Annotated in this window: 14 protein-coding genes; 7 read left to right on the plus strand and 7 right to left on the minus strand. The window is 31.4% G+C overall.

Features of this window, described 5'->3' with window-relative positions; all coding sequences use genetic code 11:
- Positions 1 to 136: 136 nt before the first annotated feature.
- Positions 137 to 553, minus strand: a complete 417-nt coding sequence (locus tag HNP99_RS05780; protein WP_173852232.1) for a thiol-disulfide oxidoreductase DCC family protein — start codon at positions 551 to 553, stop codon at positions 137 to 139.
- Positions 554 to 773: 220 nt separating this feature from the next.
- On the minus strand, positions 774 to 2942 hold the full coding sequence (locus HNP99_RS05785; protein WP_173852234.1) for an endonuclease MutS2: 2169 nt from the start codon (positions 2940 to 2942) through the stop codon (positions 774 to 776).
- A gap of 159 nt (positions 2943 to 3101) precedes the next feature.
- Here HNP99_RS05785 and HNP99_RS05790 point away from each other — a divergent pair, with 159 nt between their 5' ends.
- Both HNP99_RS05790 and kdsB read left to right on the plus strand, forming a co-directional pair.
- A complete protein-coding gene (locus tag HNP99_RS05790; protein WP_173852236.1) occupies positions 3102 to 4526 on the plus strand; it encodes an ATP-dependent DNA helicase in 1425 nt (474 codons plus the stop codon).
- Positions 4527 to 4669: 143 nt separating this feature from the next.
- Positions 4670 to 5395, plus strand: coding sequence for a 3-deoxy-manno-octulosonate cytidylyltransferase (gene kdsB / locus HNP99_RS05795; protein WP_173852238.1), 726 nt, complete (start codon positions 4670 to 4672; stop codon positions 5393 to 5395).
- Here the strand turns inward: kdsB and HNP99_RS05800 are convergent, their stop codons facing one another.
- Together HNP99_RS05800 and HNP99_RS05805 are read right to left on the minus strand one after the other, a co-directional pair.
- The gene (locus HNP99_RS05800) at positions 5396 to 6106 is read right to left on the minus strand and encodes a potassium channel family protein (RefSeq protein WP_173852240.1); all 711 of its coding nucleotides are present in this window, start codon (positions 6104 to 6106) and stop codon (positions 5396 to 5398) included.
- Positions 6107 to 6144: 38 nt separating this feature from the next.
- A complete protein-coding gene (locus HNP99_RS05805; protein ID WP_173852242.1) occupies positions 6145 to 6810 on the minus strand; it encodes a spermidine synthase in 666 nt (221 codons plus the stop codon).
- A 62-nt stretch (positions 6811 to 6872) separates the two neighbouring features.
- On the opposite strand from HNP99_RS05805, the gene HNP99_RS05810 reads away from it, so the two are divergent.
- Positions 6873 to 7427, plus strand: coding sequence for a 1-acyl-sn-glycerol-3-phosphate acyltransferase (locus HNP99_RS05810; protein ID WP_173852244.1), 555 nt, complete (start codon positions 6873 to 6875; stop codon positions 7425 to 7427).
- 82 nt (positions 7428 to 7509) lie between these two features.
- On the opposite strand, the gene HNP99_RS05815 is transcribed toward HNP99_RS05810, so the two are convergent.
- Positions 7510 to 7950, minus strand: coding sequence for a helix-turn-helix domain-containing protein (locus HNP99_RS05815; RefSeq protein WP_173852246.1), 441 nt, complete (start codon positions 7948 to 7950; stop codon positions 7510 to 7512).
- A 311-nt stretch (positions 7951 to 8261) separates the two neighbouring features.
- Here HNP99_RS05815 and HNP99_RS05820 point away from each other — a divergent pair, with 311 nt between their 5' ends.
- The 4 genes from HNP99_RS05820 to HNP99_RS05835 all read left to right on the plus strand — a co-directional run bounded on the left by HNP99_RS05820 (position 8262) and on the right by HNP99_RS05835 (position 13186).
- A complete protein-coding gene (locus HNP99_RS05820) occupies positions 8262 to 9416 on the plus strand; it encodes a M14 family metallopeptidase (RefSeq protein WP_173852248.1) in 1155 nt (384 codons plus the stop codon).
- Positions 9417 to 9493: 77 nt separating this feature from the next.
- Positions 9494 to 9973, plus strand: a complete 480-nt coding sequence (locus HNP99_RS05825; RefSeq protein ID WP_072943262.1) for an Lrp/AsnC family transcriptional regulator — start codon at positions 9494 to 9496, stop codon at positions 9971 to 9973.
- Positions 9974 to 10075: 102 nt separating this feature from the next.
- Entirely contained in the window at positions 10076 to 12661 is a 2586-nt protein-coding gene (locus tag HNP99_RS05830) for a phosphoenolpyruvate carboxylase (RefSeq protein WP_173852250.1), read from the plus strand.
- 9 nt (positions 12662 to 12670) lie between these two features.
- A complete protein-coding gene (locus HNP99_RS05835; protein WP_173852252.1) occupies positions 12671 to 13186 on the plus strand; it encodes a DinB family protein in 516 nt (171 codons plus the stop codon).
- 5 nt (positions 13187 to 13191) lie between these two features.
- Here the strand turns inward: HNP99_RS05835 and HNP99_RS05840 are convergent, their stop codons facing one another.
- Both HNP99_RS05840 and recQ read right to left on the minus strand, forming a co-directional pair.
- A complete protein-coding gene (locus HNP99_RS05840; RefSeq protein WP_173852254.1) occupies positions 13192 to 13668 on the minus strand; it encodes a DNA-deoxyinosine glycosylase in 477 nt (158 codons plus the stop codon).
- Positions 13669 to 13679: 11 nt separating this feature from the next.
- Positions 13680 to 15788 (minus strand): DNA helicase RecQ, encoded by a 2109-nt coding sequence (gene recQ / locus HNP99_RS05845; RefSeq protein ID WP_173852256.1) that lies wholly within the window; start codon positions 15786 to 15788, stop codon positions 13680 to 13682.
- Positions 15789 to 15858 lie beyond the last annotated feature (70 nt).

A 15858-nucleotide genomic window follows, 5' to 3' on the forward strand; every position in this document is an offset into this window, starting at 1 on the left:
CTGCCGCTACAATCAGGGGCAGAGGAAGTGCAATTCAAGTAGAGGAGATTAAATTAATTACTTTTCTACTATTTTCAGCATCACAAAGTTTCGGGAGTAGAATTATAATTTTAAAAGAGGGTTAAACCAAAATCGCTTAATCTAAAAATTTTGATTTTAAATCGGCTGGCGGAATCATGCAGCTTTCTTTCTTGCCATACCATTTGTAACGGTTGCGTGCAATAAAATCATAAACTACATTACTAAAACCAGAAGGCAACACTTTAAAGACCGACAAAAGACTAATCGCACCACCCAGATCACTAGTAATATTCAAAGCTGCTTCTGATTTGTAATAATAAGCAATTCCAGGCTCATACAATATAATACTATCCATTTTTGAAACATCAATACCGATATGTTTGCAGATTTCCTGTCCAATTTCTGATTGCAATGAAGCAAATCTAAATATGTCTTTTTTGTCGTTTTTAATAATAAACTGCACCGCCGAATCACACAAATTGCAAACGCCGTCAAAGAGTACTATTTTTTTGTTTTCAGGTAGTTTTTGCATTTTTATTTTTTTTGTCATTGCGAGGAACGAAGCGATCCCGCTCGCTGCATCCGTTATAATATGTTTGACGTTTTTTGTGATTGCTTACTTCGTCACAATGACATTGTTTGCTGATTTTATTTGTCATTTCGAGGCATGAAGCAATCCCGTTCGCTCCACCCATTGTAATGTGTTTTACGTTCTTTATATGACAGCTTCTTTCATCTCAATGGTAAATTATCTATTTCTTTTTCATTGCTTCGACTAGCTCCAGTTCATCCATGCTTACTTTTGACGTAAACATGCCGTAATTAACCGTGGCTTTATTTTTTTCAATCGCATCAATTGTGCCTACAGCTTTACCATCAAGCATGCGCACACGATCGCCTAAACGAATGATTGCTTTTGGCTTTTCGATGACTGGTTTGAGTTTTTTTTCTTTTTTCTCTTTTCGAATTTCCTCTACAATGACTTCAGCTTCTTTGATGATTTCTTTTTTCTTCTCAACGATCGCTTTTACCTCTTTAGGAGTTGCTTTTTTACGTTTAGAATTTTCAATTTCGATAATTTTTAAAAATTCTCCTATTAGGTCTTTTTTGTTTTTGTTGTTGAAGTACTTCTCAGAGATATCTTCAATTTTTTGACCTATATATATTGTTTTTTGATTGCTATCGTACAATTCTTGATAGCTTTCTAATTTTTGTTTTATCTTGGTATTGATGTTTTCCATCTTTTTACCTTCTTCACGCGCTTTGGTTTCTTCTTCTTTTAATGTCTGTGAAGTTTTTTCCATTTTAGAACGTTCTTTTTGAAGCGTAGCAATTGTTTTGTCAAAACGAACTTTTCCCACTTCAATTTTCTTCTTGGCGCGATTGATTAAACTAAAAGGGATTCCGTTTTTTAAAGCGACCTCAAAAGTAAACGAACTTCCGGCTTGGCCTAGTACTAATTTGTACATGGGCTCTAAGGTTTTCTCATCAAAAAGCATGTTGGCATTTGTGGCAAAAGGCAACTCATTTGCTAAAATTTTCAAATTAGAATAATGAGTAGTAATAATTCCAAACGCTTCACGATGATAAAACTCTTCCAAGAAAATCTCGGCAAGAGCACCACCCAATTCGGGATCAGAACCCGTACCAAATTCGTCAATTAAGAACATTGTTTTATCATTACACTTCTTTAAAAAGTAGTTCATGTTCTTCAATCGGTAACTGTAGGTACTTAGATGATTTTCAATAGATTGATTATCTCCAATATCTGTAAGTATTCTATCGAATAAAAAAGTTTCGGAACGTTCGTGTACTGGAATCAACATTCCTGATTGTAACATTAATTGCAGTAAACCAACTGTTTTTAATGAGATGGTTTTACCACCAGCATTGGGTCCTGATATTACAATAATTCGGTTTTCTTGTTGTAATTCAATTGTTTGTGGATGCGTGATTTCCTTTTTTTGCTTGTTGTTCAAGTACAAAATAGGGTGGTAGGCATCTCTAAAATAAAGTCGTCTGTTGTTGGTAATTGCAGGTAAAATTCCGTTAATTTTATTAGCATATTTTGCTTTTGCAGCAAGAACATCAATATCACTTAAAAAGTCTTGGTACTGAATTAATAACGGCAAATAAGGGCGAATTACATTCGATAAATTTTTTAAAATACGGGTAATTTCCTCAGCTTCCTCGTATTCTAAATTACTTAGTTCACGAGAATATCTCAAAGTCGCTTCGGGTTCAATATAGGCAATACTACCTGTTTTAGAACTTCCTAAAATAGACCCCTTTACTTTACGGCGGTACATGGCTAAAACAGCTAAAACACGACGATTTTGAACAAAACTTTCTTTAATATCATCCAAATAGCCTAAGCTGTTGTACTGCGTCAAAGCAGAACCGAAGCTTTGATTCACTTTCCCTCGTACGGTATTCATATTTCTACGAATATCCAGTAATAGAGGCGAAGCGCTGTCTTTAATTTCTCCATATTTATCAACTATAACATCTATTTGAGTGATGATGTCCTTAGTAAATTCGACTTGTTTGGCTCTGTTGTTTAAATGAGGGTAGTAATCTTCGAATTTTTTGAAGTAATTCAATAAAAAATTCACTGTAGCAGATAGCGTAGCAATTTTTCTAAAACTACCTACTTCAAGAAAACTGTCCTCAATGGCTAGAAATTTTATTTCGTGCGTTATGGCATCAAATCCATGATTGGGAATCGCGTTATTATTTTGAAAAGAAGAAACATATTCAGATGTTTGCATCAAAGATTCCATCAAACTTTCTTTGTCTCTAAATGGAATAATTTCTAATGCTTTTTGTTTCCCTAAATCAGTATTACATATTGCCGAAATAGTTTCGAGAACCGTAGGAAATTGTAAATCTTGTAATGTTTTTTCTGTAATGGATATCATTCTTTATTGTAAAAGGTAAAGAAGCAAAGTTACAAAGAATGCGTGTTAAATTCATTATTAGTTTGAGGGTAATTTAGAGGATGATTTATGGTCAATTTATATGGTTGCTCCAAAATTCATCCTTATATTTGAGGTTCACTTTGCCTTAACAACATCACAATGAATTCCTCCCTGTTTTATAGTCTTTTACGTAAAAAATTTCCTTTTAGCCCAACCTATAATCAGGATATCTTCTTTCAAAAGATTGCTATTTTTTTGACTGATACTCATAACGACACTATTTTTGTACTTAAAGGATACGCAGGAACCGGAAAAACTACAGTGATTTCAACTATTGTAAATAATTTGCTGGAACTTAATAAAAAGTATGTTTTGCTAGCGCCCACTGGTCGTGCTGCAAAAGTAATTGCCAATTATTCTGAAAAACCAGCGTTTACAATTCATAAAAAAATATATTTCCCCAAGAAATCTTCTGGCGGTGGGGTATCCTTCACCTTGCAACAAAACAAGCATAAAAACACGATTTTTATTGTGGATGAAGCTTCGATGATTTCTGATTCCAATTCAGACTCTAAATTATATGAGAATGGCTCCCTTTTAGATGACTTGATTTCGTATGTGTATTCTGGAACTAACTGTAAAATGATTCTGCTAGGAGATACCGCACAGTTGCCTCCTGTGAATTTAGACATTAGTCCGGCGCTGGATATTCATACTTTGGGTTTACATTATAATAAAGAAATTGAACATATTGAGTTAGACGAAGTGATGCGTCAAGAAGGGGATTCTGGAATCTTATTCAATGCTACAGAGTTGCGGGAATTATTGAAAGACTCCTTCATAACCGATTTCAAATTTGATGTAAAAAAATTCAAAGATATTGTGCGATTAACTGATGGTTATGATATTCAGGATGCTATAAATTCGGCTTATAGCAATTATAGTATTGAAGATACTGCATTTATTGTGCGATCTAATAAAAGAGCCAATCAATATAATGAGCAAATTAGAACTAAAATTTTGGATAAAGAAAGTGAGCTTTCTACAGGCGATTTTTTAATGGTGGTAAAGAACAATTATTTCTGGTTGAAAGATGCTGATGAAGCTGGTTTTATTGCCAATGGTGATATTATAGAAATACTCGAGATTTTTAAAATTCAAGAATTGTACGGTTTTAAATTTGCCAATGTAAAAATACGCATGGTAGATTATCCCAATCAAAAACCTTTAGAAACAGTTTTATTATTAGATACCATAAAAAGTGAATCACCATCACTTACGTATGAAGAATCAAACAGATTGTATGAAGAAGTGATGAAAGATTATGAGAGCGAAACGACCAAATACAAGAAATTCCAAAAAGTAAAAGCCAACGAGTATTTTAATGGATTGCAAGTAAAATTCTCCTATGCAATCACTTGTCACAAATCTCAAGGAGGACAGTGGAACACCGTTTTTGTTGAGCAACCTTATTTGCCTAACGGTATTGACCGTGACTATATAAGATGGTTGTATACCGCTATGACGAGAGCAAAAAACAAATTATACTTGATTGGTTTTAAAGATGATAGTTTTGTGGAGTGATCTTATAGTTTACTTAATACCAAATTAATAATATTTATTAATAGTCAAAATTAAAATAAACGGTTTATTAATTATTCTCATGAATAGCTATTTATTTTATCAAAATTTCCAATTACTTTAGCGCTATAGCAAACAAAAATAATATGAAAATAATAGCAGTCATTCCAGCACGTTACGCTTCTACACGATTTCCAGCAAAACTGATGCAGGATTTGGGAGGAAAAACAGTCATTTTAAGAACCTATGAAGCGGCTGTAGGAACACATTTATTTGATGATGTTTTTGTGGTTACTGATTCGGATTTAATTTATGACGAAATTGTTTCTCAAGGTGGAAAAGCGATTATGAGTATTAAAGAACATGAATCTGGTAGTGACCGAATTGCAGAAGCAGTGGAACATCTGGATGTGGATATTGTTATTAATGTACAAGGTGACGAACCCTTTATAAATGCAGAGCCTTTAAAAGAAATTATTGAGGTTTTTAAAAACGATGAGGATAAAAAAGTTGACCTAGCCTCTTTAATGCGTAAAATCACTGATGAAGACGAAATCAATAATCCCAATAATGTAAAAGTAGTTACAGATCAAAATGCTTTTGCTTTGTATTTCTCACGTTCTGTTATTCCGTTTCCTAGAGAGAGAAATGTGGGTGTGCGTTACATGCAACACATTGGCATTTATGCTTTCAGAAAACAAGCATTACTTGATTTTTATAGTTTACCAATGAAATCTTTGGAAGCATCCGAAAAATTAGAGCAACTACGCTATTTAGAATTTGGCAAACGCATCAAAATGGTAGAAACTACACATGTAGGAATTGGGATTGACACGATTGAAGATTTAGAAAAGGCCAGAAAAATGCTTTAATTAATCAGTGCCATCTTGTTCAAAATAACCTTTAGACTTAACCTTGGTAGAGAAAAAATTCAAGAACAATACAACATACATTAAAACCAAAAGTGCTTGCATACTTACTAGAAACTTACCAAAAGCTTTGACGGGATAATATTCCCCAAAACCAATGGTGGAGGAGGTTACAGTGCTAAAATAAATAGGATCGTACCAATGATCAAATGGTTTATTTAGATAATTATCACATGAATATAAAACGCCAAAAGCAAATACCATTTCTAGATAATTTAAAAACAACAGTAGCATTGATCTTTTATAAGAACGTGGTTTTGAGAATAAGTCTGATGCAAAAATTAAAGTAGGAATGTATAATACGGTTTCCAGCATTAAGTAAACCATAATTGCTAAGATAAATTTATTATCCTGCCACTGATTTACTATAATCATTAAAGGAAGCGCTACTTTAAATAAAACATAAAAATCTACTGTTAAATCCTCATATTCAGATCCTTTTTTAGAAACTAAATATTTAATGTAAATCCCAGGAAAAAATAATTGAGAAGAAGCGAGAAACAAGCGTACAATTTTTTCGATCCCGTTGTCATCTTGATGATCGTTATTCCAAATCGCTTTTATATTTTGAATCCTTCTTTCAATAGGATTAAATTTAGGTTTCCCCATTTTAGTAACGTTTCCTAAAAGAAGTTTTCGGATTATTTTTTTCATGTTTGACGCTTAATGATTTTGGAAAACGATACAACTCTTTAATCTTGCTTTTCGATCAAAATTAATTCATTGTGAACTTCCACTCTCGGAATAGTTCTAATCTTATAATTTGCTACATTATAATCAGTTACATATTTCTTATTTCTTATGTTGTCTTGCTCAGTCAATAACATTGTGTTGAATAACACTACGCCTGATTTATTCAATAAAAAACAAACTCGGTTTACAAAGTATTCTTCGAACAGAAAATTAGGCATTTTAGTATCTTGAAATACATCGATGATTATTAAATCATATTTATCTTTGGTTTTTAAAACAAACTCAAAAGCATCATCAATAACAATCTCTAATTGGTCAATTTGGTTTAAATTGAAGTAATTATTTGCAACTTCAATAATATCAGGATCAATCTCAACACCTGTAATTTTACCTTTAAATTTAACTTCATCAACTAGTGTTTTAATTACGCTACCACCTGCAACACCTAAGATCAGAATATGATTCATGTTTAATATCTTAGAAAAACCAATTTTTTTTAAACCAAGACGTAAAATTAGTTGTAAACTTCCGTAAGAATAATTTGTATTTTCAGAATCTAATACTAGTTTTCCGTTGTACCAAGTTACTTCAATTGATTTACTTAAGGCTGATTTTAAGGTATATATTTTTATTGGAATGAGATAACTCATTATTTTTTTTAACATCAATATAACTTTTTCGCAAAAATAAGCTTTAAATTATATATTTTGCATAAAAAATCATAAGAATGAAGGAAGTAATTTACAAATGGATATTTTTTCGCTTAATGGGTTGGAAAATAGTGGGAACTATTGCACCCGAAGTAAAAAAATGCGTGATGATGGTGATGCCACATACTAGTGCGCACGATTTTTATTTAGGAATTTTTACAAGAGGAATTACAGGATTAGAAATGAATTGGGTTGGAAAAAAAGAATTGTTTAAATTCCCACTGAATTATTATTTCAAATATATGGGCGGAGAACCTCTGGATAGGTCGGGAGGATTAAATAAAGTTGATTCGATTGCGGCTATTTTTGATCGAAAAGAAGTTTTTAGACTTGCCGTATTACCTGAGGGAACGCGTAAAAAAGTAGATACTATAAAAACAGGTTTTTATTTTATAGCCTTAAAGGCCAATGTGCCTATTATTCCAGTAACATTTGATTTTGGAAGAAAACAAGTTAGTTTAGGTAAACCATTAATGCCAACAGGAAATCTCGAAGAAGATTTGGCCATCCTAAGCAAACATTTTATAGGAGTGAAAGGCAAAATTCCTAAAAACGGCTTTGAGTTTAAATAATTGTTTTTTGAAAATAAATTGTAAAACTATAATTATAGATGATTAAGCTTAACCTCAATTCATAAACTGAATGGAGGTTTTTTTATGGAACATAACTTTTGAAAGTACCGTCTTTATAGAAAATTACAATTTTATCAATTTCGGCTTCATTAGTTTTTTTTATCGTTTTCATTTCCGTTTCTCTTTTATCTTGAATTTGCACCACACTTTCATTTTTTTCTTCATCAAATAAGCCATTCGGGATGGTATGATTAATAGGAGCGTGGGGTATTTTTTTTTCGGTATCTGAAATAGCATTTTTTGGAAAACTACCTTTGCCGTTTAAAATCCAATATAAATCTACATCAGGATAAACATCTAGAATTTTCAATACAAAATCAAGACTTGGTTTATTTCTACCAGATAATAGATGGGATAAACTAGAGCGCTGTACACCAATTTTATCAGCAAAAGCAGAGGCATTTATGCCATAATAATCCAAAATAATTTCTAGACGTTTTATAAAATCTTCGATGTTTACCATTGTAAATTGTATTTTAAAGAATGCTATTTACAAATGTAATAAAAAGAAGTTGATTAAACAATATTACATAAGTAAACAGTGTTTTAAATCCATATAAATCTACATTGATACTTTAGCTTAGATAAATTAATCTACTGAAGAACAGTATTTTGATGTATTTATTTAACATTAGTAACAATTGTTATTTTAATAAGCGCTAATACTACTATAATAGTAAACTAGGCTGTTTACAATTATAAAAAAAAACTTAAATTAATTGTTTACAATTGTAAAAATAAAGATGTTTACTTTTGTAAACCAAATAAGAAGCTATGAATTTAGAACAACTATACACTGAGAATAAAGAACAATCAATTTCAGGAAGATACATTACATTAGAAAATATTGAACCAATATTAAACCGATTAAACACTAATAACCAACTTTCAATTATTGGAAAATCAGTACTAGAAAGGCCTATTTATAAATATCAAATTGGAAAAGGGAAAACTAAAATATTTCTCTGGTCGCAAATGCACGGTAATGAAAGTACTACTACAAAAGCATTGTTTGATTTTATAAATCTATTGCACAGTGGTACTGATTTAGCTAAACAATTCTTAAATACATTTACATTTTGTGCCATTCCCATGTTGAATCCAGATGGCGCTACCTTATATACACGTGCAAATGCAAATAAAGTAGATCTAAATAGGGATTCACAAGACTTAACACAACCAGAAAGTAAGTTACTTAGAGCTGTTTTTGAAGAATTCCAGCCTGATTACTGCTTTAATCTTCATGATCAGCGAACAATATTTGGTGTAGCTGATTCTGGTAAACCAGCTACATTATCGTTCTTAGCACCGGCTTATAATGAGGCGCGTGAGGTTAATGAATCAAGATTAAAGGCAATAAATTTAATTGCGGGTATCAATACCGTTTTGCAACAATATATCCCCAATCAAGTAGGTAGATTTGATGATTCCTTTAATATTGACTGTATTGGGGATACTTTTCAATTCCTTGGTGCTGCCACGATTTTGTTTGAAGCGGGGCATTTTCAAGAAGATTATCAAAGAGAGGAAACACGTAAATATGTATATATGGCATTAATTACAAGTTTTACTACACTTTGCGAAAACGATATAGTTAGCAATGGATATGACAAATATTTGAGTATTCCTCAGAATAAAGTCGTTTTTTATGATTTTATATATAAAAATGTCAAAATAAATTATGATGGTATAGAAAAAATAACGAATTTTGCTGCGCAATACAAAGAAGAGTTAATTGATAATAATGTATCATTTAATGCTTATATATCAGAAATCGGCAATTTAGACGGTTATTTTGCTCACACTGAATATGATGCCCAAGGGGCAAAGTATAGTGACGAGCAAGGGAGTTTTCCGAAATTAAATCAAAAAGCCAATTTTTCATTAGATAATAACATCAAAAGTGTTAATGGATTGATAAAAAAATAATATTTTACATCCTTTTCATGTTTTTATATATATTTTTACACTTTGTTTGAGCAAATAATAATATTAATTAAAAGAATATGAGTAAGTTCCGTTTAGATGAAGTAGATCATCAAATTTTAGATATGTTGATTGACAACACAAGGGTTCCTTTTACAGATATAGCAAAGAAATTATTAATTTCTGCGGGTACTGTGCACGTTAGGGTTAAAAAAATGGAAGATGCTGGAATCATTATGGGATCTTCACTAGTACTTGACTATGATAAATTAGGGTACTCTTTTATCGCTTATGTTGGTGTTTTTCTTAACAATACTTCACAAACTAAATTTGTTTTAGAGAGAATCAACGAAATTCCTTTTGTAACAGTAGCTTCTGTGACAACTGGTAAATTTAATATTTTTTGTAAAATTAGAGCAAAAGATACAAAGCATGCAAAAGATGTTATTTTTATGATTGATGATATTGATGGTGTTTATAGAACAGAAACTATGATCTCACTTGAAGAAAGTATCAATGATAAGAAGCGTTTAATGCATACTATTTTTAAAAATATGTAATACAAACTTGAATGCTATATTTAAAATATAACCTCAAGTTAGTTCTTGGGGTTATTTTTTTATAACTATTTTCCACTACAACCAACCAACTATAACAAAATTATGTATACACTACCTAAAATTGAACGTTTTAATCAAAACGTGCTTTCAAAATACAACATTTACAACAGTGTATTTATCACGCTACCGTTTGACTCCATTGATAATACAGGTGTTTTATTACCTTTATTTACAGAGGTTTGCGAGTCAGGATTTAAAAAGCAAGAAACTCCAAAAGAGATTATTGATTTTTTCTCTGAAAAATACCTACACAGCACTGTTGAAGCAGATCAAATTGACTTGATGTTTCGTTTTATACAATATATAGAACGTCAAATTGTACTTTTTGACGCCGTAGAAGATGCTGCTTTTCCTATTGTAAATAACATGGAAGGTAGAGGTTCGTTAAGAGATATTAAAGAAAAGGCTGATGCCAAAGGTAAAAAAGAGGAGTTAATTAGCTTTTTAGAAACATTCAACGTTAGAACGGTTTTAACTGCTCATCCTACACAGTTTTATCCTGGATCTGTACTTGGAATTATCAATGATTTAACAGATGCAATTCGAGATAATAAGCTATTGAAAATCAAACATTTATTGGCACAATTAGGAAAAACACCATTTATAAAAAATGAAAAACCTAATCCGTTTGATGAAGCAGTAAGTTTGATCTGGTATCTTGAAAATGTATTTTATAATACATCTGGTGATATGGTGCATTATTTACAAAAAAATGTTTTTAAAGACGTAGAAATTCAAAATTCATTAATTAAATTAGGTTTCTGGCCAGGTGGTGATCGTGATGGAAATCCTTTTGTAACTACCGAGATTACCCTGAATGTAGCTGACCGATTAAGAACATCAATTTTAAAGTGTTATTATATTGAAATAAGAAACTTAAAAAGAAAGCTAACCTTCTTTAATGTAGATGTTTTGGTAGCGGAACTTGAATATAAACTTTATCGTTCTGTTTTTTATTCCAAAGGAGAAATATACATCACTCTAGAAGAGTTTAAGTCGCAATTACATAAAATTAAAACGATTGTAATTGAGCAACATCAATCACTATATTTAGACGAGTTAGATGCGTTACTTATTAAAGTAAACTTATTTGGTTTCCATTTTGCTACACTTGATATTCGTCAGAATAGCAGAATTCATGATGGTGTTTTTAGAGATATTTTTGATTTTTATCAAAAGAGCGGTAGCAATATATTTCCTAAAAACTATTATGAATTAGATGAAACAGCAAAATTTGAAATCCTTTCTAAAGTTCAAGGTGATTTAAATCCAGCTGATTTTGAAAATGAAATAACACGCTCTACAATTGAATCAATTCAAGCTATAAAAATTATTCAAGAGCAAAACGGGGAGGAAGGTGCTAATAGATATATTATTAGTAACAATGAAAGTGCATTGAATGTATTGGAAACTTTTGCAATGATTCGCCTGTCAAATTGGGAAAAACCTACTGTAGATGTCATTCCATTGTTTGAGTCTGTAGAGGATTTATTGAAAGCACACACCATAATGGAGCAATTGTATACTAATCCTATGTATGCAAAGCACCTTGAAGATAGAGAAATGAAGCAAACAATCATGCTTGGTTTTTCTGATGGAACAAAAGACGGTGGTTATTTAATGGCAAACTGGAGTATTTTTAAAGCAAAAGAAGCTTTGACCGAGATGTCTAGAAAATATGGAATTAAAGTAATTTTCTTTGATGGTCGTGGTGGTCCTCCTGCTAGAGGTGGTGGAAAAACACATAAGTTTTATGCTTCTTTAGGACCAACAATAGAAAATAACGAAATTCAAATTACTGTTCAAGGACAAACTATTAGTTCTAATTTTGGAACTTTAGATTCATGCCGTTACAATTTGGAGAATCTATTAAGCGCAGGAGTAACCAACCAAGTTTTCAGCAAAAATAAAAACGAGTTGTCCACGGATGAAAAGGTGGTAATGGATCAGTTAGCTGATTTAGGGTATAAAAAATATTTAAGCTTTAAAAACCACCCAAAATTTATTCCGTATTTAGAGCAAATGAGTACGTTGAAATATTATGCAAAAACTAATATAGGTAGTCGACCATCTAAAAGAAGCAAGTCGGATCAATTAGATTTTGCTGATTTAAGAGCAATACCTTTTGTGGGTTCTTGGAGCCAGCTGAAGCAAAATGTACCTGGATTTTTTGGAGTAGGTGCTGCTTTAAAACATTTTGAAGAAACAAATCAATGGGAGAAAGTTCAGGATTTATATGATAACTCCTTATTTTTCAAAACACTTTTGGAGAACAGTATGATGTCATTAGCAAAGTCTTTCTTTCCTTTAACTGCATATATGAAAAAGGATCCTGAATTTGGAGAATTTTGGCAAATTATTTACGATGAGTTTTTGGATACAAAACGATTATTATTAAAAATAGCGGGGCATACTGAGTTAATGGAAAACTATCCTGACGGTAAAGCTTCTATTCAGATAAGAGAGCGTATTGTACTGCCATTGTTAACAATACAACAATATTCTCTGTTACGAATTAACGAATTAAATAAAGCTGCTGTTCCTGATGAAAACCTAATTAAGGTATATGAAAAATTGGTAATGCGTTCGTTATTTGGAAATACAAATGCAAGTAGAAATTCTGCTTAAAAAAATATTATGACATCAAGTGAATTAAAAAAAACAGAATATGCCCCTTATTTTGAGGGGTATGTTCAAGCAGCTAAAGAGGCAGATTTGATTGAAGAATTAGAAATTTGTCTTCATGATTTTATTCGATTTGTTCAAAATATTCCCATGGATAAATTTGACTACTGTTATGCTGAAGGGAAATGGACTATAAAAGAAATCATTCAACATTTAATAGATACTGAACGTATTTTTGCTTATCGAGCATTACGAATTTCTAGAAATGATCAAACACCATTACCAGGTTTTGAAGAAAATGATTATGTAACAAACTCAAATGCTAATGAAAGAAATCTTCAAGGATTATTGACAGAAATGGCTGTGGTTAGACAAGCAACTTTGTCTCTTTTTAAAAGTTTTTCTAAAGAGCAGTTATTGAGAACAGGAATTGCATCTAACAATGCCGTTTCGGTAAGAGCGATTGGTTTTATTACCATAGGTCATCAAAAACACCATCAACAAATTTATCAAGAAAGGTATTTATAGGTCTTTTATTTTAAAAAATCAGACCAATATTCTAATTTTTTATCAAAAGACATGGTATTAGCGGGACTTGTAGAAGGCATCACATAATAAGTGATGCCTTTTATTTGTCCAAATTTTTTAAAAAAGTATTTATGACTTTCTTTACCATTGAATACTATTTTTTTAATGCCTGGATACTTCTCGAGTAATGATTCAAAATCATTTTCTTTTTGATTTTTTATATTTACATCGAGACTGCCTTTTCTTTCGCAATTTTCAAGGACATCCCACAATCCAATATGATGATTTTGCAATAGTTTTATTTTATTTTCAAATTTTTCATCTACGGGAATCTCGCTTAATAAAGTATACATGATTTTCCAGAAATGGTTTCTGGGATGTGCATAATATTCTTGCTTTTCTATAGAAGCAATTCCAGGCATAGTTCCTAAAACTAAGATTTTTGTCTCTGAATTTATGTAAGGAGTAAAAGAGTTAATCATACTAAAGCTAATTATAGATTTTCTTTTTCGATAATTGATAATGCTATTCGTATTTTATCGTAAGCCACTTTTTCTTCAAAGTAATCAAAATAGGGTTTTAAAGTCGTTGGAGTCTCTAATTTTGTTTTTGCTTTAGCGACTAATTTTATTTCCTCTTCTGTTATAAATTCGCGTAAATCAATTTCGGATCCATCCAAATATAATTTAGCAAAATGCGACATTATAGTACCTAGTCCTAATTTTCTTTTTTCAGCAATTTCTTCAGCAGTCAAGCCACTTTGAAATAAGCTTAAAGTTTCTTTATAAGTAGAAGCTTCTTTTTTAGTTTTTACACTTTTATTTTTCTGAAAATTGATAATTGCTTTTATAAACGCATCACCATATTTTTCTAACTTCACTTTTCCAACACCGTCAATAGCGAGTAATTCTTCGTCACTCATTGGTCTTATGGTTTCCATTTGGCGTAAAGCCGCATCACTAAAAATAACATAAGCTGGTACTTCATCCTCTTTTGAAATTTCATAACGTAATTTTCTCAAAACTTCAAATAACGAGTTGGCATCTGCTTTAGTTTTTGGCTCTTTTACTGTTGTTTTTTGAATAACGACTTTTTGTGGTTCAATTAACTGTACTTTTTCTCCAGCAAATAAAACCTCATGTGCTAATGCTGTGAGCTTAATTTTGTTTTGTTGGTCAAAAGCCACTTCACAAAATCCTTGATTCATTAACTGAATAATATATTGATTCCAATCTTGCCATGAAATATCACTCCCAACGGCATAAGTTTTTAAGTCTTGGTAGTTTTTTTCATAGATATACGCATTTTTGGATCCTCTTAAAAAATCAATAATTACTGGTAATGGTTCAAATTCTTTCAAACGAATTATTGCTGATAATGCTTTTTGAGCAATAATAGTTCCGTCAAAAAAAGCGGGTGGTTTTTTGCAAATATCGCAATTGCCACAATTTTCGGTTACAAGCTCTCCAAAATAAGAAAGTAAAATTTTCCTACGACAACTCAATGCATCAGCATATTGTTTCATGCGCTCTAGTTTAGCTAATTGCACTTCTGCATTTAGTCCTTGAGATGCGAATTTTTGTAACTGAATCACATCACCATAACTTTCAAATAAAATAGTTTCAGATGGTAATCCGTCACGACCAGCACGACCAATTTCTTGGTAATAACCTTCAATGTTTTTAGGTAAATTATAATGAATTACCCAACGCACATTTGATTTATCAATCCCCATTCCAAAAGCAATCGTTGCACAAACCACTTGACAATCATCATTAATAAAAGCATCTTGAGTTTTAGAACGAACATTAGCATCAAGACCCGCATGATAAGCTTTAGCATTTATTCCGTCTTTTAATAATTTTTGAGCTAATTCCTCAGTTGTTTTTCTACTTAAACAATAAATTATTCCTGATTCATTAGGCTTTTTATGTATAAAATCGATGATTTGTTTAACTCGATCTAATGCTGGTCGTACTTCTAAACTTAAATTTTTTCTATCGAATGAAGAAATAAAAACCTTAGGATTTGTTAAGTTTAATTGATCGCTAATATCCTTACGTGTAGCCTTATCAGCAGTTGCGGTTAAAGCTAAGATTGGAGTAGAAGGGAAGCGTTTTTTTAAATAACCTAGATTGGTATATGCAGGTCTAAAGTCATGTCCCCAAGAAGAAATACAATGTGCTTCATCAATTGCAATAAGACTTACTGTTAGTATATTAAACAAATTCTCTAAGTAGGATAAACTCTCTGGAGCTAAGTAAACAATTTTAATTTTGTTGCTTTTTAAATCTTCAATATGCTCTTGTTGTTCGGCAGCAGTTTGACTACTGTTGATGTAACAAGCTTGAATTCCGTTTGTTTTTAAACTATCTACTTGATCTTTCATCAAGGCAATTAATGGCGAAATCACGATCGTAATTCCCGGCAAAACCAGGGCTGGTAATTGAAAGCAAATTGATTTTCCGCCTCCAGTAGGCATAATCGCTAAGCTATCTTGCTTAGACAATACTGTATTTATAATCGCTTCTTGATTAACGCGGAATTTTTCAAAACCAAAATTTTCCTTAAGTGTTTGATGTAATAATTGAGATGTAATCATTTATAGTTTTATACTGGAGTAGCTTAAAAATAGTTCTAAAAGACAAAGATAATTTATTAGTATAAAAAAA

The organism is Flavobacterium gelidicaeli (assembly GCF_013294005.1).
In the GTDB taxonomy this organism is placed as follows: Bacteria; Bacteroidota; Bacteroidia; order Flavobacteriales; family Flavobacteriaceae; genus Flavobacterium.